20 protein-coding genes are annotated in these 18394 nt (G+C 73.3%); 14 read left to right on the plus strand and 6 right to left on the minus strand.

Annotation, left to right across the window (positions count from 1 at the left end):
• Positions 1-217 precede the first annotated feature (217 nt).
• Entirely contained in the window at positions 218-1294 is a 1077-nt protein-coding gene (locus AC1DZC_RS18630) for a fatty acid desaturase family protein (RefSeq protein ID WP_477044298.1), read from the plus strand.
• A 3-nt stretch (positions 1295-1297) separates the two neighbouring features.
• Here AC1DZC_RS18630 and AC1DZC_RS18635 read toward each other — a convergent pair whose 3' ends face one another.
• Positions 1298-1771 carry a DUF3515 family protein gene (locus AC1DZC_RS18635; RefSeq protein WP_477041081.1) on the minus strand — a complete coding sequence of 158 codons (474 nt, stop codon included), beginning with the start codon at positions 1769-1771 and terminating at the stop codon, positions 1298-1300.
• 47 nt (positions 1772-1818) lie between these two features.
• On the opposite strand from AC1DZC_RS18635, the gene AC1DZC_RS18640 reads away from it, so the two are divergent.
• On the plus strand, positions 1819-2796 hold the full coding sequence (locus AC1DZC_RS18640) for a thiamine-phosphate kinase (protein WP_477044299.1): 978 nt from the start codon (positions 1819-1821) through the stop codon (positions 2794-2796).
• A gap of 14 nt (positions 2797-2810) precedes the next feature.
• Here the strand turns inward: AC1DZC_RS18640 and AC1DZC_RS18645 are convergent, their stop codons facing one another.
• Positions 2811-3335, minus strand: coding sequence for an N-acetyltransferase family protein (locus AC1DZC_RS18645; RefSeq protein WP_477040909.1), 525 nt, complete (start codon positions 3333-3335; stop codon positions 2811-2813).
• An 85-nt stretch (positions 3336-3420) separates the two neighbouring features.
• Positions 3421-3612 carry a 50S ribosomal protein L28 gene (rpmB, locus tag AC1DZC_RS18650; protein WP_029289091.1) on the minus strand — a complete coding sequence of 64 codons (192 nt, stop codon included), beginning with the start codon at positions 3610-3612 and terminating at the stop codon, positions 3421-3423.
• A gap of 284 nt (positions 3613-3896) precedes the next feature.
• On the opposite strand from rpmB, the gene AC1DZC_RS18655 reads away from it, so the two are divergent.
• From AC1DZC_RS18655 to rsmD, 5 genes are read left to right on the plus strand one after another with little or no spacing between them, the layout of a single operon-like run.
• Positions 3897-5384, plus strand: coding sequence for a DAK2 domain-containing protein (locus AC1DZC_RS18655; RefSeq protein WP_477044300.1), 1488 nt, complete (start codon positions 3897-3899; stop codon positions 5382-5384).
• Positions 5385-5386: 2 nt separating this feature from the next.
• Positions 5387-7693: an ATP-dependent DNA helicase RecG gene (locus AC1DZC_RS18660; RefSeq protein WP_477044301.1), complete on the plus strand. Its 2307-nt coding sequence runs from the start codon at positions 5387-5389 to the stop codon at positions 7691-7693.
• Positions 7694-7744: 51 nt separating this feature from the next.
• Positions 7745-8437, plus strand: coding sequence for an ABC transporter ATP-binding protein (locus AC1DZC_RS18665; protein ID WP_477040912.1), 693 nt, complete (start codon positions 7745-7747; stop codon positions 8435-8437).
• Positions 8434-10080, plus strand: a complete 1647-nt coding sequence (locus AC1DZC_RS18670) for a DUF6297 family protein (protein ID WP_477044302.1) — start codon at positions 8434-8436, stop codon at positions 10078-10080. Before AC1DZC_RS18665 ends, AC1DZC_RS18670 begins: the two co-directional genes overlap by 4 nt.
• Positions 10077-10622: a 16S rRNA (guanine(966)-N(2))-methyltransferase RsmD gene (rsmD, locus tag AC1DZC_RS18675; RefSeq protein WP_477044303.1), complete on the plus strand. Its 546-nt coding sequence runs from the start codon at positions 10077-10079 to the stop codon at positions 10620-10622. The genes AC1DZC_RS18670 and rsmD overlap by 4 nt, the downstream gene beginning before the upstream one ends.
• Here rsmD and AC1DZC_RS18680 read toward each other — a convergent pair.
• Positions 10611-11225, minus strand: coding sequence for a GNAT family N-acetyltransferase (locus AC1DZC_RS18680; RefSeq protein ID WP_477044304.1), 615 nt, complete (start codon positions 11223-11225; stop codon positions 10611-10613). The genes rsmD and AC1DZC_RS18680 overlap by 12 nt on opposite strands.
• 64 nt (positions 11226-11289) lie before the next feature.
• Here AC1DZC_RS18680 and coaD point away from each other — a divergent pair, with 64 nt between their 5' ends.
• The 6 genes from coaD to mutM all read left to right on the plus strand — a co-directional run bounded on the left by coaD (position 11290) and on the right by mutM (position 14742).
• Complete coding sequence (coaD, locus tag AC1DZC_RS18685; RefSeq protein WP_477040916.1) at positions 11290-11778, plus strand: pantetheine-phosphate adenylyltransferase; 489 nt, start codon at positions 11290-11292, stop codon at positions 11776-11778.
• Positions 11775-12260: a hypothetical protein gene (locus AC1DZC_RS18690; RefSeq protein ID WP_477044305.1), complete on the plus strand. Its 486-nt coding sequence runs from the start codon at positions 11775-11777 to the stop codon at positions 12258-12260. Before coaD ends, AC1DZC_RS18690 begins: the two co-directional genes overlap by 4 nt.
• A gap of 110 nt (positions 12261-12370) precedes the next feature.
• Positions 12371-12949 (plus strand): YceD family protein, encoded by a 579-nt coding sequence (locus AC1DZC_RS18695; protein WP_477040956.1) that lies wholly within the window; start codon positions 12371-12373, stop codon positions 12947-12949.
• Between the two features lie 2 nt (positions 12950-12951).
• Positions 12952-13149: a 50S ribosomal protein L32 gene (gene rpmF, locus AC1DZC_RS18700; protein WP_028046804.1), complete on the plus strand. Its 198-nt coding sequence runs from the start codon at positions 12952-12954 to the stop codon at positions 13147-13149.
• A gap of 38 nt (positions 13150-13187) precedes the next feature.
• Positions 13188-13850: a ribonuclease III gene (gene rnc, locus AC1DZC_RS18705; protein WP_477040918.1), complete on the plus strand. Its 663-nt coding sequence runs from the start codon at positions 13188-13190 to the stop codon at positions 13848-13850.
• 1 nt (position 13851) lies between these two features.
• Complete coding sequence (mutM, locus tag AC1DZC_RS18710) at positions 13852-14742, plus strand: bifunctional DNA-formamidopyrimidine glycosylase/DNA-(apurinic or apyrimidinic site) lyase (RefSeq protein WP_477044306.1); 891 nt, start codon at positions 13852-13854, stop codon at positions 14740-14742.
• Here the strand turns inward: mutM and AC1DZC_RS18715 are convergent.
• Complete coding sequence (locus tag AC1DZC_RS18715; RefSeq protein WP_477044307.1) at positions 14739-15686, minus strand: NAD(P)-dependent oxidoreductase; 948 nt, start codon at positions 15684-15686, stop codon at positions 14739-14741. The genes mutM and AC1DZC_RS18715 overlap by 4 nt on opposite strands.
• 68 nt (positions 15687-15754) lie before the next feature.
• Between AC1DZC_RS18715 and AC1DZC_RS18720 the strand changes: the two genes are divergently transcribed.
• Positions 15755-16378 (plus strand): response regulator, encoded by a 624-nt coding sequence (locus AC1DZC_RS18720; protein WP_477040957.1) that lies wholly within the window; start codon positions 15755-15757, stop codon positions 16376-16378.
• Here AC1DZC_RS18720 and AC1DZC_RS18725 read toward each other — a convergent pair.
• The gene (locus AC1DZC_RS18725; RefSeq protein WP_477044308.1) at positions 16375-18375 is read right to left on the minus strand and encodes an MDR family MFS transporter; all 2001 of its coding nucleotides are present in this window, start codon (positions 18373-18375) and stop codon (positions 16375-16377) included. The genes AC1DZC_RS18720 and AC1DZC_RS18725 overlap by 4 nt on opposite strands.
• Positions 18376-18394 lie beyond the last annotated feature (19 nt).

The raw sequence follows: 18394 nt of genomic DNA on the forward strand, positions 1-18394 counted from the left end.
GGCATTCGTGGTGGACCGGCCGTGACAACGACGTGACGGATCGGCAGGCGTCTCCATCACCGTCGGGACGCCCACCAGCGTCTTTCGTACCCGCCGAGCGGTGGGTGCACAGCTCGGTCGTCCAGCACGGGCGGCTCCCACGCAGATCGGTTGTGACCTTCTTGAGCGTCGTGCATCTCGCACCGCCCGTCCGCCACACCGCCCCCGGGGTGTCCGCGTGAGCCCCGACGCTGCAGGCGCCGTCCTGTCGACGCCGCAGCGCAACAATGCCCAGGACTACTCCGCTCTCGCCGCCCACGTGCGTGACTCGGGCCTGCTCCGCCGCCGCTACGGGTACTACTGGACGCGGATGATCGCGGTCGTCGTGGCCTTCGCCGCCGTCTGGGTCGCCGTGGTCGTCGTCGGCGACTCGTGGTGGCAGCTGGCCGTCGCCGCGGTGCTCGCGATCGTCCTGACGCAGGTCGCGTTCCTCGGCCACGACAGCGCGCACCGCCAGATCTTCGAGTCGAACGCCTGGAACGACTGGACCGCCCGCATCTTCGCCGGTGGGTTCGCGGGCCTGTCGGCGTCCTGGTGGCGCAACAAGCACAACAAGCACCACGCCGTGCCCAACCAGCAGGGCGCCGACCCGGACATCGCCCCCGGTGTCGTGGCCTGGACGTCGGACGTCGTCGAGAGCCGCCCGGGGTTCAAGGGCTGGTTCGGCCGCAACCAGGGCTGGTTCTTCTTCCCGCTGCTCACCCTCGAGGGCATGAGCCTGCACATCTCGAGCGTCCGCGCACTGCTGGCCAAGGGCCCGGTGCCCAACCGCAAGGTCGACGCGACGATCGTGATCAGCCGGCTCGCCCTGTACATCGCGATCCTGCTGGTCCTGCTGCCCCCCGGGAAGGCCGTCGCGTTCTTCTTCGTGCAGATGGCCCTGTTCGGGGTGTTCCTCGGCGGCTCGTTCGCGCCCAACCACAAGGGCATGCCGATCATCCCCGCCGGGATGAAGGTCGACTTCCTGCGACGCCAGGTGCTCACGTCCCGCAACATCCGCGGCGGCGCGGCCGTCGATTTCGCGATGGGCGGCCTGAACTACCAGGTCGAGCACCACCTGTTCCCGAGCATGCCGCGCCCGAACCTCAAGCACGTCCAGCCGGTCGTGCGCGAGTACTGCGAGCGGCTCGGTGTGAAGTACACCGAGGTCGGCTTCTTCTCGTCGTACCGGATCATCGTCAAGTACCTCAACAACGTCGGCCTGGCCGACCGGGGTGCGTTCGACTGCCCGATCGCGGCCACGTACGGTCGCTGATCGCTACAGGCAGGAGCGCTGCTTGTCCGTCATCGCGACGGCCGGTCCCAGCTGGTCCACGTACGACGTGCCGTCCGCCGCCACGGAGGCGGGGATGTGCAGCTCGACCGCGGGTGAGCGCCCGTAGGTCGTCAGCGTCCAGCTGCCGTCCTCGTTCTCGACCGTGACCCAGTCGATGCTGGGTCCGCCGGGCGTGTCGACGGTCTGGCAGTGCTCCGTCGTGGGGCCGAGCGGCTCGACGCCGCACCGCAGGACGATCGGCGCCCCGGGGTCGCCCCAGGCGGTCGTCGCCTGGGCGGTCGTGTCGCGCTGCGGCAGGCCGTCGCCCAGCGAGTCGGGCATCGCCAGCACGACGCTCGCGCACACCGGGTCCGTCGCGTGCGGGGCCACGTCGGCCGCGACCGCGCTCGAGCACCCGGCCAGCAGGACGAGGGTGGCGACGACGGCCGGGGGAGTCACCAGTCGTCGGATCTGCACGGGGTCACGGTAACCCGGCAGCGCGCTCGACCCTCTACCGTGTCCGGGTGACCACCAGCGACGGCCCCCTCGTCTCGGAGCTGTCCGAGGAGGCGCTCCTGGCCCGGATCTTCCCGCTCCTGCCCGCCGGCACCGCCACGCTGCTGCCCCCCGGCGACGACGCGGCCGTGGTGGCCGCCCCCGACGGCCGGTTCGTCGTGACGACGGACGTCCTGGTCGAGGACCGGCACTTCCGGCGCGCCTGGTCCTCGGGACAGGACGTGGGCCGACGAGCCGCGGTGCAGAACCTCGCGGACGTCGCGGCGATGGGTGCCCGCCCGACGAGCCTGGTCGTCGCTCTCGTCATCCCGGCCGACCTGCCCGTGGCCTGGGTCGAAGGGCTGGCCCGCGGGCTGGCGCAGGAGTGCGGGCCGCTCGGCGTCGGGGTCGTCGGCGGCGACCTGTCCGGCGGTCCCGCGGTCGTCGTGTCGGTCACCGCGCACGGGGACCTGCAGGGACGTGCTCCCCTGCTGCGCTCGGGCGCCCGCCCCGGCGACGTGGTCGCGCACGCGGGCGTCGCGGGGTGGTCCGCGGCGGGCCTGGCCCTGCTCGACGCCGGGCGGCCGGCGCTCGACGACGGGCTCGTCGGCGCCTACCTGCACCCGTCGTCGCCGCTCGAGGCGGGACCCGCCGCGGCGCTGGCCGGGGCGACCTCGATGATGGACGTGTCCGACGGGCTGCTGCGCGACGCCGGCCGGATCGCGCGCGCGAGCGGCGTGGTGCTGGACCTGGTCGCGCCGGCGCAGGCGTTCCCCGACGACGTCGCGCGGCTCGGCCTCGCCGCCGCGGCGCTGGACGCGTCGGCGGACCGCTGGGTGCTCGACGGGGGCGAGGACCACGGCCTGCTCGCGACGTTCCCGCCGGACGTCCCGCTGCCGCCCGGGTTCCGCGCGGTCGGGCGGGTGCGCGACGGGTCGCCCGGCGTCCTCGTCGACGGCTCAGCCGTGTCGCAGACCTCCGGGTGGGACCACTTCGGCGGTCGGTGACGACCCGTCGAGGCTCAGCCCCGGCGGTACCGGACCTCGAGGAGGCTCTCGCCGCCGACGTCGTCGTAGCGGTCCACGCCGTCCGCCTGGAAGCCGTGCCGCCGGTAGAAGTGCCGGGCCCGCTCGTTCTCGGCGAGCACCCACAGCGAGATCGGCGTCTTCTCGCCCACGGAGGAGATCACGGTGCGCATGAGGTCGCGGGCGACACCGTGGCCCCAGGTGCCGGGGTCGAGGTAGATGGAGTAGATCTCCCGGTCGCCGCGGCTCGCGTCCTCGTCGCGGCTGGGGCCGACGGTCACGAAGCCGACCACCTGGAAGCCGGCGAGCGCGACCCAGGTCAGCACCTGGTCGGACGGGCCCTGACGCAGGTAGGACGCCCACTCGCTCGCGCGCTGGTCCACGTCCAGGGCGGCGAGGTACCCCTCGGGCACGATCCCCGCGTACGCCTCCTGCCACGAGCGCACGTGCACTCGGGCGATCCCGGCGGCGTCGCCCTCGGCTGCGGGGCGGATCGTCACGTCGTCCAGCTGCTCGACCATGGACGTCACCCTGCCACACGGATCGGACATGGCGAAGGCCCACGAGGTGACAACCTCGTGGGCCTTGGCTTACGTCTGGAGGACGTCAGACGGCGCGCTGCACCTTGCCGGCCTTGAGGCACGACGTGCACACGTTGAGACGCTTGGGCGTCCCCGCGACGACGGCACGGACGCGCTGGATGTTCGGGTTCCAGCGCCGCTTCGTGCGCACGTGCGAGTGCGAGATGCTGTGCCCGAAGCTCGGGCCCTTGGCGCAGACGTCGCAGTTGGCAGCCACGGTCTTCTCCTGTTGCTCTGTACGGTCATCAGCCGCATGTGCGGCGAAGTCTTGAGTTCTCGGTGATCTCGGTGAGTGGCCGCGCACGAGCGACGCCGACTCCGAGAGAGGATTCGGGGGCCGCTGCGGGGCACCACCAGTGCCCGACATGGCCGGGCAACCGGTCAAGACTAGCCCATCTCGCACGTCGACCCAAATGTGGGTCCGATGCTGCAAGGTGGTGCCCGGACGGACTGCGCGAGCCCGCGGGCGACGGCAGACAGACGAGGCCCGACGGAGGTGCGGTGGAGCGGCTCGAAGCAGGAGCGGTGCGCGCCTGGGCGCTGGCCTCGCACACCGCGCTGGCGGGGTCCCGCGACCGCATCGACGCGGTCAACGTCTTCCCGGTTCCGGACTCCGACACGGGGACGAACGTGCTGCTCACCGTGGCGGGCGGGGTGGAGGCGCTCGGCGCCGAGCCGGCCGTCGACGGGGAGGACGCCCGGGACGTCGCGCGGGTGTTCGCCCGGGGGGCCATGCGCTCGGCCCGCGGCAACTCGGGGGTCATCGTCAGCCAGTACCTCACCGGACTCGCGCAGGCGCTGCCCCAGGACCCGGACGCGCACGACGTCGCACGGTGCCTCGGGGCGGCGGCCCGCGCGGCCCGGGGCTCGATGCAGGAGCCGCAGGAGGGCACGATCCTCACGCTCGCGGACACGGTCGCCCGCAGCGCCGCCACCGCCGCGGACTCCGGTGCGGACCTCGCGACGATGCTCGGCTCGGCCGTCGCGGACGCGCACCTGGCGCTGGCCGGGATCAGTGCGGCGCACCCCGTGCTGCGGGCCGCGCACGTGGTCGACGCCGGTGCCTGCGCCCTGCTCGTGCTCCTCGACGCGCTGGCGAAGGTCGTCGCCGGGCAGCCGGCCGACGCCGCCCTCGACTGGCTTCCGGCGGCGCCCACCCACCCCTGGCCCGTCGAGCAGGCGGGCGGAGCCTTCGAGGTGATGCTCCTGGTGAGCAGCGCGGACGCCGAGCTCGACGCCCCGCTGCAGGCGGCGATGGCGGTGCTGGGCGACTCGGTCGCGGTCGTCGGCGGCGACGGCACGTGGCACGTGCACGTGCACACCGACGACCCGTCGGCCGCGATCGCCGCCGCGGGCATCGGCCGCCGCGAGCAGGTGCTCGTGCGCCTGGTCGCGGGCGCCCACGCCTCGTCGGCCCACCACGACGAGGGCCGCTGCGGGGTCGTCGTGTGCACGAGCTCGCCGGACCTGGCCGCCTGGTACGCGTCGGCGGGTGCCGTCACGGTCGTGCGCTGCCCCGAGGCGGCCATCAGCACGCACCACCTGGAGCGCGCGGTGACGGACACCGGGGCGGCGCGCGTCGCGGTGCTCCCGGGCGACGCGGTCGACGCGGACGAGCTGGCGCGGCTGATGACGACGCACCCGGGGGTCGAGCTGCTCGACGCGGGCGACGAGCTGCGGGTCGCGGTCGCGGCGCTCGCGCTCGCCTCGGCCCCGGACGCCGGACTGGCTGCGGCGCACGAGGCCCTGCTGCGGCTGCGCGCGGTCGAGCTGGACGACCCGGTCACCGTGCTCTCGGTGCGCGACGCGGCCGACGCGCTCCTGCGCTCCGCGACCGGACCGGTCGAGAGCCTCACGGTGCTGCTCCGGGACCCCGGCGCCGAGCTCGACGAGCTGGCCGCCTACCTCGCCGAGCACCACCCGGGTGTCGAGCCGACGGTGGTCGGGCCGACGGGTCGGGGGCCGGCGGTCCTGATCGGGCTGGACTGACCGTGGCCGGACGACCGAGGGCACCCCGCAGCGGGCTGGTCTACGAGGACGGCGTGCACAGCGACGTCGATCCGATGGACGAGCCGGTCCCTGCCAAGAACGCGGCCGACCTCAAGAAGTTCGCGACGCTCGGCGTCGAGACGAGGTCCGACCTGCTCGTGCACTACCCCTGGCGGTACGCGGACTCGCGCGAGGTCACCGACATCGCGAGCCTGGCGATCGGGCTCAACGTCGCCCTGATCGCCCGCGTGCGGGGCGCGCAGATGAAGCACGCGGCGAAGACGGGCCGCCCGCGGGTCGAAGCGACCATCACGGACGGGAACCGCTCGCTCAGCCTGGTGATCTTCACCGCGAACGAGGGCATTGCCAAGTGGCACCTCGCCCGGCTGGCGGTCGGTGAGCTCGGGCTGTTCTCGGGCGAGATCAACGTGTTCAACGGTCGGCTGCAGCTGGCCAACCCGGTCTACCAGATCCTCGGCAGCGTCGAGGACGAGGCGCGGGCGATGGAGGAGGCCGAGTGGCCGATCCCGATCTACCCGGCCACCAAGGGGCTCGACTCCGAGGCCATCCGCGCGGCGCTGCGCAAGGTGCTCGACCCGCTCACCGACGACCAGGTCCCCGACCCGGTGCCGCCACAGATCCGTGAGTCGCGGGGCCTGGGCTCGCGCCTGAAGGCCCTGCGCGACGTGCACGTCCCGCGTGAGGAGGCCGACGTCCACCGCGGTCAGGCGCGCCTGCGGTACGAGGAGGCGTTCGTCCTGCAGACCGAGCTCGCGCGGCGGCGGTCCCGGGCCCAGCGGGAGGCGTCGACAGCGCGGCCGCCGCGGACCGGTGGGCTGCTGGAGGCGTTCGACGCCCGCCTCCCGTTCGACCTCACGCCCGGTCAGCTCCTGGCGGGTGCGCAGATCGGCGACGACCTCGCGCACGACCGTCCGATGCAGCGGCTCCTGCAGGGCGAGGTCGGCTCGGGCAAGACCGTGGTCGCCCTGCGGGCGATGCTGCAGGTCATCGACGCCGGGGGACAGGCCGCGATGCTCGCCCCGACCTCCGTGCTGGCCGCGCAGCACGTCCGGACCCTGCGCGCCCTGCTCGGCGACCTGGCCGAGGGCGGGATGCTCGGCGGCTCCGAGATCGGCACGCGCGTCGCGCTGCTGACCGGGGCGCAGGGGGCGGCCGAGCGCAAGGCCAACCTGCTCGACGCCGCGAGCGGTCAGGCGGGGATCGTCGTCGGCACGCACGCGCTGCTGTCGAGCCCGGTCCAGTTCGCGGACCTCGGGCTGGTGGTGATCGACGAGCAGCACAAGTTCGGCGTCGAGCAGCGCGGTGCCCTGTTGGCCAAGGCCAAGAACGTGCCGCACCTGCTCGTCACCACGGCGACGCCGATCCCGCGGACGGTCGCGATGACCGTCTTCGGCGAGCTGGAGATCTCCGAGCTGCGCGAGGTGCCCGCCGGCCGCAGCGGCATCACGACGCACGTGGTGCCGGTGGGCGTTCCGGCCTGGATGGACCGGACCTGGCGCCGGGTCGGCGAGGAGGTCGCGCGCGGCGGGCGGGCGTTCGTCGTCTGCGCGCGGATCGACCCCGACGACGACGCCCTGACCAACGAGGACGACGGCGACGACCTGTACCTCGACGCCGACGAGCCCGTCACGGTGGGCGAGGCGACCGCCCCGGGCGCCAAGCCGCCGAAGCGGCCGCTGCGCGCGGTGCTCGAGGTCGCCGAGACCCTGCGGCAGGACGACCGGCTCGGTGGCGCCGCGGTCGGCGTGCTGCACGGCCGCATGTCGGGCGAGGAGAAGGACCAGGCGATCGCCGACTTCGCGTCGGGCAGGACACCCGTGCTCGTGTCGACGACGGTCATCGAGGTCGGCGTGGACGTCCCGGCGGCGACCGTGATGGTCGTCCTGGACGCGCACGTGTTCGGACTGTCGCAGCTGCACCAGCTGCGCGGACGCATCGGGCGTGGTCGCGAGCCCGGGATCTGCCTGCTCGTCTCGGACGCGCCCGAGGGCAGCACGGCCGGGCGCCGGCTCGAGGCGCTCTCCGCGACGACCGACGGGTTCGAGCTCGCGCACGTGGACCTCCTGCTGCGGCGCGAGGGCGACGTGCTCGGCGCCGCCCAGTCGGGCCGTCGCGGCGCCCTGCGGTTCCTCCGGGTGGTCAGCGACGGCGCGGTGATCGACCGGGCACGCGAGGACGCCCGGGCGCTGGTCGACGCCGATCCGGAGCTCGAGCAGTGGCCCGCGCTGCGGCACGCGATCGACCTGCAGCTGTCTGACGGGCGCGAGGAGTTCCTCGGTCAGACCTGACCGCTGGAGCGTCGGCGCGCGCGCACATCCGGCGCAGATACCCTGGCGAGCGTGTCGAAGCCCGTCATCAGCGCCAAGGACCTCCTCGTCGGCTATGGCGGCGCCCCCGTCTGCGCCCCTGTCACGTTCACGCTCGCGCCCGGCAAGGTCATCGCGCTCGTCGGCGCCAACGGCTCCGGCAAGTCGACCGTGCTGCGTGCCGTCATCGGCCTGCTCGAGCCGTCCGGGGGCTCGCTGCAGGTGTTCGGCACCAAGGTCGACGAGCGCGACGTGGGCTTCCGCACCAAGGTGGCCAGCGTGCTCGACGACGACGCGTACTTCCCGGCGCTCACCGTCTCCGAGCACCTGTACCTCACGGCCCGCGGGCACGGCGTGCGGGGTGCGGACCAGGTCGTCGCGGAGCTGCTCGGCGAGTTCGGGTTGGCCGACCACGCCAGGTCCCTCCCGGTGGCGCTCTCGTCGGGCCAGCGGCGCCGGCTCCTGCTCGCGGCCGGGTTCGTCCGGCCCCGCTCGCTCCTGGTCCTCGACGAGCCCGAGCAGCGTCTGGACCGCGCCATGCGCGACCGCCTCGCGGCCCGGATCGTCGCGGAGAAGAAGGCGGGGGGCGCGGTGCTCGTCGCGACCCACGACCCGGACCTGCTGCGCGCCGTGGCCGACCGCGCGGTGCACGTCTCGGACGAGGTCTCCAAGCTGTTGCCCCCTGACCAGGCGGCCGACCTGATCTCGCGGGAGAACCCAGCGTGAGCGCCGGTTCGAGCGACGGCGTGAGCGAGGTCGAGCACGACCGAGGCGAGGACGAGCCGGCAGTCCAGCCGTACGAGCTCGGCGCCGTCCCGGCGGCCCGCAGCATCCGCCGGTACACCGCGCAGGCCGCCAGCGCCCGCAGCAACGCGACGATCGGGTCGCTGCTCGGCGACGTCTACTACGCCGTGATCAGCATCGCGATCAGCATCGGCGTGGCGCTCGGGTTCTCCCAGGCGATGCGCGTGGCCCTGCCGCCGGAGCCGGACATCAGCAGCCCGCTGAGCCTCAGCCTGGCCAGCCTGGTGATCGTCATCCTCATCGCGCTCGCGGGCGTGGTGCTCTCGCTCGCCGGACGCCTCGGGCCGGTCGGCGCCGGGGGTGCGGAGGCCGCCTGGTGGCTCGGGCTGCCGGTCGACCGCCGTGGCCTGCTGCGCCCGTCCTCGCGACGACTGCCGCTGCTCGCGGGGTTCGTCGGCGCGGTGATCGTGGCGCTGCTGGACGCGGGCCTGCTCGCGGACGAGGGTTCGCGCGTCGTGCGGGTGGCCGCCGCCGCGGCCCTGGTCGCCGCGGGCATCGTGCTGGTCGCCGGTGTCGGCCAGTCGGCGAGCGTCTCGCGCCGCACGATCGCGCTGGTGGGCGACGTGCTCCTGTTCCTCGCACCGGTCGCCGCGGTCCTCCTGGCCTCGGTCGGCTGGTCGGTCGACGAGGTCCCGGGTCCGCCGTGGTGGCTCGTCGCGGTGCTCCTGGTCGTCGTCGCGGGGCTCGCGTACCTCGTCGACTCCCGACTCGGCCGGATGCCCGAGAAGACGCTGCGTGAGAGCGGCTCGGTGGCCACTCAGGCCGCGGGGGCGGTCGTCTCGATGGACTCGCGCGAGCTCGGCCGGGCCCTCACGGACGGCGCCGCGGCGCCGGTCCGCCGCTGGACGTCGAAGCTGCGCACGGCCCGCGGACCGGCCACCGCCCTGGTGACCGCCGACCTGGTGGTCCTGCGGCGCTCGGCGCGGCACGTGGTCCAGCTCGCCGTCGCGGCTTTGGTGCCCGTGCTGGTGAGCACCGTGCCGCAGCTGGCCAGCCCGTTCGGGGTGCTGCTCGCGGTCCTCGTCGCCGGCTACGTCGCGATGAGCGCGACCGGCGAGGGCGCACGACGCGCAGAGATGGCGCCGATCCTCGACCGGCTCCTGCCGATCGACGCGCAGACCGTCCGGCGCCTGCGGATGATCGTCCCGGCCGGGGCGATGCTGCTCTGGTCGGTCGTCGCGTTCGCGGCTGTGGGCCGGTGGGCCTCCGACGTGCCCAACTGGATCGCCCTCGGCGTCATCTCGACCCCGGTGTGGGCGGCCGCGGCCGTCCGGTCGTCGTACCGGCCGGCCCCCGACTGGGGCGGCGCGCTCGTGTCGACCCCGATGGGCGCCCTGCCAACGGGTGTCGCGTCCGTCCTGGCGCGCGGGCCGGACCTCGTGGTGCTCGGCCTGCTGCCCGTGTGGATCGCGCTGCTGCTGCGCACGATCAACACACCGCTGATGCTCGCCCAGATCTGCCTGTCGGCGATCGCGGTGGCCATCGCGTCGTCGATCAAGAAGGGCTCCCTCATGGAACGGATGATGGACGCCCAGGAGAACGCCAAGGCGGGAGCCACGCGGTGACCCGGATCGTCGCGGGGTCCGTCGGAGGCCGGATCCTGCAGGTGCCGCGCGCCGGGACACGGCCCACCAGCGAGCGCGTCCGGGAGGCCCTGTTCTCGCGGCTCGAGCACCTGGACGTCGTCGACGGAGCGCGCGTGCTCGACCTCTACGCGGGGTCGGGAGCGCTCGGCATCGAGGCGGCCAGCCGCGGAGCGGCACACGTGACTCTCGTCGACTCGGTGCGCGACGCGGCCGACGTGTGCCGCCGCAACGTCGCGGCCCTCGGGCTCGATGGCCTCGTCGTCGTCGCGGCCGAGAAGGCCGACCGGTTCGTGCAGCGGCCGGCGACGTGGGACCTCGTCCTCGTCGACCCGCCGTACGACGTCACGGAGGACGACCTCGCGGCCGTCCTGGCACCGCTGACCCTCTCGGCCCACGGGGTCCTGGTGGTCGAGCGCGGGCGTCGTTCGCCGGAGCCGACGTGGCCGGACGCCCTGGAGCGGTTCGACAAGCGCGCGTACGGCGACACGGTCATGTGGTTCGCCGAGGCGTCAGCCTCGTGAGCCGTGCAGGACGGTGAGGCACGGCCCACCGAGGTCGACCTCCCCGGAGCGCACGAACCCGGCGCGCTCGTAGAACGGCAGGTTCCGCGGGTCGCTCGTCGCCAGGTACGTGCCCAGCCCGTCGCGACGAGCCTGCGCGACCCCGGCGTCGAGCAGCGCCGCGCCGATCCCGCGACCCTGGTGCTCCGGCGCGACCGCGATGTAGTTCAGGTAGGCGGCGGGCTCAGCGGGCGCGAGAGGCGCCGTGCGACTCAGCGCGGCGAGGATCTCGGCGGCACGCTCCGACCCGACGAGCAGGGCGAGCACGGCCGCGGGCGAGGGGAGCGACTCGGGAGGCGGGGGACCGGACGGCAGCCGCCACGCCGCGACGCCGACGACCGCACCGGCCCGCCGCGAGACGTGCACGCGCCCGCCGGCGAGGTAGCGGTCGAGCGACGGGCCGAGCCACGCGGCGCACGCGTCGTCGCGGGTGCCGGCGTCGGGGAGCGCCCAGACCATCAGCGGGTTGTCGCAGTAGGCGCAGGCGAGGACCGTGCGGATCGCGGGGGCGTCGGCCCACGTCGCGGACTCGATGCGCATCTCGATCGGCCTCTCGATCGGCATGGCCCGATGCTAGGGCGCCGCGTGTGGTCGCGACCTGGCGCACCCGCTGGCCTACCCTGACCGGGTGACCATCGCCGTCTGCCCCGGGTCGTTCGACCCGATCACCCTCGGTCATCTCGACGTGGTCCGCCGCGCGCGGTCGATGTTCGACGAGGTCGTGGTCGGCATCGCGGTGAACTCCGCCAAGTCGGCGCTGCTGAGCGTGGACGTGCGCGTCTCGCTGGCGCGCGCGGCGCTCGCGGAGATCGACGGGGTGCGCGTGGAGCCCGTGGACGGGCTGCTCGCCGACTTCCTGCGTCGCGTGCACGCGAACGCCGTGGTCAAGGGTCTGCGCGGCGGGGCGGACTTCGACGCGGAGCTGCCGATGGCGCTCATGAACCGGCACCTGGCCGAGGTCGAGACCGTGTTCGTCGTCGGGGACCCGGCGCTGGCACACATCGCGTCGTCGCTGGTCAAGGACGTGGCGCGGTTCGGAGGCGCGATCGACGACCTCGTCCCTGCGGGCGTGGGGGACGCGGTGCGTGCAGCAGTGGGACGAAGGGACGGAACATGACCGAGCAGGACCCGACGACGCGCCCCGAGGGGCTGACCGGCGTGCTGGACGCGATCGCCACGGCGGTCTCGACGGCGCGCGCCATGCCCATGTCGTCGTCCGTGCTGGTCAACCGCGCGGAGCTGCTGGACCTCGTCGAGCAGGCGCGCGACGTGCTGCCGACGCAGCTGACCCGCGCCGACCAGGTGCTCGCCGACGCCGCCGCGGCCCGTGTGGAGGCCCAGGCCGGTGCCGACGAGATCCTCGAGCGGGCGCGTCGCGAGGCGGCCGCCCTGGTCGAGCAGGAGGCCGTCGTGGTCGCGGCGCAGGAGCGCGCCGGGCAGATCCTGGCCGAGGCGGAGGAGACGGCGGAACGGCTGCAGCGCGACGCCGACGACTACTGCGACCGTCGGCTCGCGGACTTCGAGATCGACCTGGGCAAGGTGCTCGGCCAGGTGCAGGCGGGACGCGCGAAGCTGGCGGGCCGCCTGGGCTCGGAATGAGACCTCCGCCACCCGCCGTCGATTTGGGTGGCCCGTCGTCCGTACCGTAGAGTTGTTCGTTGGTTCTGCCGGACATGGCACGGACCGAGATCAACGAGGGGACCCTGGCCGTGCAGCGCCCTGTTCACCTCGATCCTCGTTCGCCCTTCGTGCTCGATTCGCACGAGCTCGGGAGACGTCCAGGATCGACGCGGACCGTGCAGCGCACCGTGGCTGCCCCCGAGGATCTCGGTACTGACGTGATCGGCATCCCCACCGGGAACGACGTCGAGCTGGATCTGCGGCTCGAGGCGGTCATGGAGGGGGTCCTGGTCACCGGATCCGTCCGCGGCCGGGCGATCGGGGAGTGCGTGCGCTGCCTGGGTGAGGTCATCGAGGATGTCGATGTCTCGCTCACGGAGCTCTACGTCTACCCCGAGCGCGCGGCAGTTGCGGCCGAGGACGGTGACGACGAGGAGGACGTGCGTGAGCTCGAGGGCGATCTGATCGACCTGGAGCCTGCGTTGCGAGACACGGTCGTTCCGGCTCTGCCGTTCCAGCCGCTGTGCCGCCCCGACTGCCCTGGCCTGTGCTCCGAGTGTGGTGCCCGGCTGGCGGACGACCCTGACCATTCGCATGAGACGCTTGATCCTCGCTGGGCCGCTCTGGGCGGCCTCGTGAGCTCGAACGACGAGACGAAAGAGAGCTAGCCGTGGCTGTTCCGAAGCGCAAGATGTCGCGCAGCAACACCCGTGCGCGTCGGTCGCAGTGGAAGACCACTGCCACGACGCTCCACACCTGCCCGAAGTGCAAGGCGAACAAGATGCCCCACACGGCCTGCCCGTCGTGCGGCACGTACAAGGACCGCTCGTACGCCGAGGCTGTCCGTACCGAGTTCGAGGTTCGCTGAGCGCACGCCGTGCTGCACCCGATGACCGGAGGACCGGCGTGAGTGCCACGGCTGACCAGCTTCTCGTGCTTGCCCTGACGCACCGGTCGTTCGCGCACGAGGCGGGCGGGCTGCCGACCAACGAGCGGCTCGAGTTCCTCGGCGACACCGTGCTCGGCCTCGTCGTGACCGAGTCGCTGTACCGGACGCACCCGGGGCTCTCCGAGGGTTCGCTCGCGAAGATGCGGGCGGCCACGGTGTCCCAGCGGGCGCTCGCCGTCGTGGCCCGCGAGCTCGACCTGGGCAGCTACGTGCTGCTGGGCAAGGGCGAGGTGGCCACCGGGGGAGCGCAGAAGGACTCGATCCTCTCCGACACCCTCGAGGCCGTGTTCGGCGCGGTGTACCTCTCGCACGGTCTCGAGACGGCGCGAGGCCTCGTCGAGCGCCTCGTCGGCCCGTCCCTCGTGGCGGCGGCCGACCTCGGCGCCGGGCTCGACTGGAAGACCTCGCTGCAGGAGCTGTCCGCGGCCATGGGCCTGGGGGCTCCGGTGTACGACGTCGACGGCGAAGGTCCCGACCACGCCCGGACGTTCACCGCCCGGGCGGTCGTGGACGGCGTGCCGCGCGGGGTCGGCGTCGGCCGCGCGAAGAAGGTGGCCGAGCAGGACGCCGCCGCGGACGCGTACCGGGTGCTCGAGGAGCTCCGAACGGCGCAGGCCTGACGTGCCCGAGCTGCCCGAGGTCGAGACCGTCCGCGACGGGCTGGCGCGGCACGTGCTCGGCCGCACGGTCGTCGCGGTCGAGGTGAGCCGCGACTACAGCGTGCGGCGCCACACGGGCGGGCCGCTGGACTTCGCGGGCCGGCTGACGGGTCGCCGTCTGGACGCCGCCGTCCGCCGCGGCAAGTTCCTGTGGCTGCTCCTCGACGACGAGGACGACGCCCTCATGGCCCACCTCGGCATGAGCGGGCAGCTCCTGGTCCGCACCGAGCCCGTCGACCACCCTCATCTGCGCGTCCGGCTGACGCTCGACGACGGCTACCTCGACTTCGTCGACCAGCGCACGTTCGGCCACCTGAGCGTCCCCGACCTCGTGCCGACGAGCGACGGGGCGCCCGGCGGCCTCGGCTCGGACCGGGCGGCCGTCCCGGAGCCCGTGGCGCACATCGCCCGTGACCTGCTCGACCCGGCACTGGACCACGACGCGCTCGTCGCGAAGATCCGCCGCAGGAAGACCGGGCTCAAGCGGGCCCTGCTCGACCAGACCGTCGTGTCGGGCATCGGCAACATCTACGCCGACGAGGGCCTGTGGCGCGCCCAGCTGCACTACGCGCGCCCGACCGAGAACCTCCGGGTCGCCGAGGTCGAGCGCGCGCTCGCGGGCGCCGCCGAGGTCATGACCGAGGCGCTCGAGCAGGGCGGCACCAGCTTCGACGCGCTCTACGTGAACGTGAACGGCAGCTCGGGGTACTTCGACCGGTCCCTCAAGGTCTACGGCCAGGAGGGTCGCCCCTGCCCGCGCTGCGGGACGGCCGTCCGTCGCGACGAGTTCATGAACCGCTCGTCGTACAGCTGCCCGCACTGCCAGCCGCGGCCGCGGAACGGGCGCTTCTAGTCCCGCGGCACCACGTTGCGCAGCTCGGCACCGGCCAGGAACGCGACGAGGTTCTCGCTCACGAGCTCGCCCGCGCCGAGGGGCCGACCGCCCGCGGCGTGCGGCGTGATCAGGATGCGCGGCTCGCGCCACAGCGGTGAGTCGGCGGGCAGTGGTTCCGTCTCGAACACGTCGAGGGCGGCGCCGGCGATGCGCCCGGTCTGGACGGCGTGCAGGAGCGCGGCCTCGTCGAGGACCGAGCCGCGCCCCACGTTGACGACGAAGGCGTGGTCCGGGAGCAGGTCGAACACGGGTCCGTCGACGACCCCCGCGTTCTGCGGCGTGCCGGGCAGCATCGAGACGAGGACGTCGGCGCGGGGGAGCGCCTCGGGCAGATCGAACGTGGAGATGACCGGGTAGCCGTGCCGGTCGCCCGCCGTCCGCGCGACGCCCCGCACGTCGGCGCCGAGCGCGGTGAGGATCGGCGCCAGGTGGGCGGCGATCGAGCCGAAACCCCAGATCAGGACGCGCGCGCCGGCCAGGCTGCGGAACTCCAGCCCCGGCCGGAGCTCCTGCATGCCCCCGAGCTCGTGCGCCCAGCGGTGCTCGTCCTGGGCGCGCACGAGCTCGGGCAGCCGACGCGCCAGCGCCAGCAGCAGGGCGAGCGTGTGCTCGGCGACCGGACCGTCGTGCAGGCCGCGCCCCGACGTGACGACGACGTCCGGTGCGAACCCGGCCCCGAGGACCGAGTCGGGGCCGGCGGCGAGGGTCTGCACCCAGCGCAGGCGGGTCAGCCGCCGGGCGGCGTCGGCCATCTGCTCGTGCCCGTTGCCCCACACCACCAGCGCCTCGGCGTCGAGGGCGTCGTCGGGGAGCGGTTCGTCGATGTCGTAGCGCAGGGCGCGCACGCCGTCGGGGAGGGTGGGCGAGTCGGACATCGACGAGGGCAGCAGGAGGGTGGTCACCTCGCTACGATGCCACCGTGCCTGCCAGCAGCGCTCACGCAGCCGTCGAGGCGCGCCCGATCGCGGTCATGATCGTCGACGATCACGAGGTCGTGCGCCGCGGCATCGCCGAGGTCGTCGACCGGGCGGACGGCATGCGCGTCGTGGCGGAGGCCAGCTCGGTCGCCGAAGGTCTGCAGCGCGCCGCCCTCGTGCGTCCGCAGGTGGTGCTCGTCGACCTGCAGCTGCCCGACGGCACGGGCATCGACCTCATGAACGCGCTGCACCGGGCGCTGCCCGAGACGCGGTCGATCGTGCTCACGTCGTTCGACGACGAGGAGGCCATGGACGCGGCGCTGGAGGCCGGCGCCGCCGCGTTCCTGCTGAAGACCGTGCGCGGCAACGAGATCTCGGACGCCATCCGCGCGGTGGCCGCCGGCCGGATCCTGCTCGACGAGCGGTCCGTCAAGAGCCACCGCTCCTCGCAGCCGGACCTGACCAGCACGCTGACGCCGAGCGAGCTGCGCGTGGTCGACCTGATCGGCGACGGCCTGTCCAACCGGGAGATCGCCGACCGCCTCGGGGTCGTCGAGAAGACCGTCAAGAACCACATCACGTCGATCCTGGCCAAGATGGGGCTGCAGCGGCGCACCCAGGTCGCCGCGTGGGTGGCGTCCCGCAAGCACTCGGGCTGGCGAGTGGACGGGTCCTAGCGCAGCATCCCCGCCGGTGCCGGGTCGTCGCGCCAGAGACGCTCGGTGACCTGCTCGACCAGGGTGTGCACGTCGGGCTCGTCGGCACCCTGCCACTGGGCGATCATCGTGTGCAGCTTGGCCCGCTCGTTCTCCTTGAGCTGCTCGGCGACCGCGTCGCCAGCGGGGGTCGGGGTGACGGTCTCGCCGTCGATCTCCACGAGGCCGCGGTCGCGGAGCGACTCCGCGGTGCGGACGACGGCGGCTCGTTCCACGCCCGACCTCTCGACCATCACGTCGATGGTCCGTGAGCGCACCGCCGAGACCCGGGACAGCAGCCAGCACTGGCCTGGTGTGAGGTCGACGTCGAGGTCCTTGTTGAGGATCGTGTACGCGCGCAGCGGGTCCTGGTGGCCGACCTCGCGCCAGAGCAGGAGCCGCAGCTCCTCGTACGAGGTCCGGCTCGCCGGCAGGGCGAAGGACTCTCCCGGGTCGGGGCGGCTCGCGGCGGTCCGCAGCGTGACCTCGGGGATCAGCCAGGCCAGGACGAACGCGAGCGCGCCGACGGGGACCGCGTACAGGAAGATCGTGTGGATCGCGTCGGAGTAGCCGTCCAGGAACCAGTTCTGCACGTCGGCCGAGCAGCCGGCCAGGGCCTGCGACGTGGCGCTCAACGCCGGTGCCGAGCACGGACCGACGGCGTCGGCCGGCGGTGCGACGGCGAGGTTCGAGGTGAGCTTCGAGCTGAACACCGAGCCGAACACGGCGACGCCGACGCAGCTGCCGATGGTGCGGAAGAACGTCGCGCCGCTCGTCCCGACGCCCAGGTCGCGGTACTCGACCGCGTTCTGCACGGCGAGCACGAGCACCTGCATGACCATGCCGAGCCCGGCGCCGAGCACGAACATCGACAGGCCGGACTGCAGCGGCGTGGTCTCGCGGCCCATCTGCGAGAGCAGGAACAGCCCGATCGTGAACACGGCCGTGCCGACGATGGGGAACACCTTGTACCGGCCCGTGCGGCTGATCAGCTGGCCGCTGCCGATCGACGTGAGCAGCAGGCCGGCCATCATCGGGATCATCTCCAGCCCGGACTGCGTCGGCGACGCGCCCTGGACCTGCTGGAGGTAGAGCGGCAGGTAGGTGATCGACCCGAACATCGCGAAGCCGACGACGAAGCCGACCACGGACGTCGTCGAGAAGACGCGGTTGGTGAAGAGGCGCAGCGGCATCACGGGCTCGGGCACGCGGGCCTCGACGAGGCCGAACACGACGACGGAGACGACCGCGAGCAGCCCGAGCCCGATCACCTCGACCGAGTCCCAGGCCCACGTCCGCCCGCCGAGGCTCGTCACGAGCACGATGCAGGTGGCGAACGTGGCCAGGAGCAGGATGCCCCAGTAGTCGATCTTGGGGGACCGGCCGGCCTTGGTGACGGGAAGGACGGCGAGGACGACCGCGAGGGCGACCGCGCCGATGGGCAGGTTGATGTAGAACACCCACCGCCAGGTGAAGTTGTCGACGAAGAAGCCGCCGAGCAGCGGACCGGCGACGCTCGCAACGCCGAACACGGCCCCGAAGGCCCCCTGGTACCGGCCGCGTTCCCGCGCCGGGACGACGTCCCCGATGATCGCCTGCGCCAGGACCATGAGGCCGCCGCCGCCGGCCCCCTGGACGGCCCGCCAGATGATCAGCTGCGTCATCGTCTGCGACGTCCCCGCCAGGGCCGAGCCGATGAGGAAGATGACGATGCACAGGACGAACAGCGTTTTGCGGCCGTAGAGGTCGCCGAGCTTGCCCCACAGCGGCGTGGTCGCGGTGGACGCCAGCAGGTAGGCGGTCACCACCCACGACAGGTGCTCCGCCCCGCCGAGGTCGCGCACGATCGTCGGCAGCGCCGTCGCGACGATGGTCTGGTCGAGGGCCGCCAGCAGCATCGCGAGCATGAGCCCGCCGAAGATCGCCCAGATCTTGCGTTGCGTGAGCTGGGCGGCCGGAGCCTGGTCGACCTGCGCCATCGGGACCTCCCCGGCCCGT

This window comes from Cellulomonas sp. P2_B4 (assembly GCF_056404795.1).

What these genes read in the sequence shown, in the direction of transcription:
- AC1DZC_RS18645 (WP_477040909.1), bottom strand. Translation starts at nt 3,335, where the DNA reads ATGGTCGAGCAGCTGGACGACGTGACGATCCGCCCCGCAGCCGAGGGC.
- AC1DZC_RS18720 (WP_477040957.1), top strand. Translation starts at nt 15,755, where the DNA reads ATGATCGTCGACGATCACGAGGTCGTGCGCCGCGGCATCGCCGAGGTC.
- AC1DZC_RS18690 (WP_477044305.1), top strand. Translation starts at nt 11,775, where the DNA reads ATGACCGAGCAGGACCCGACGACGCGCCCCGAGGGGCTGACCGGCGTG.
- AC1DZC_RS18725 (WP_477044308.1), bottom strand. Translation starts at nt 18,375, where the DNA reads ATGGCGCAGGTCGACCAGGCTCCGGCCGCCCAGCTCACGCAACGCAAG.
- AC1DZC_RS18680 (WP_477044304.1), bottom strand. Translation starts at nt 11,225, where the DNA reads ATGCCGATCGAGAGGCCGATCGAGATGCGCATCGAGTCCGCGACGTGG.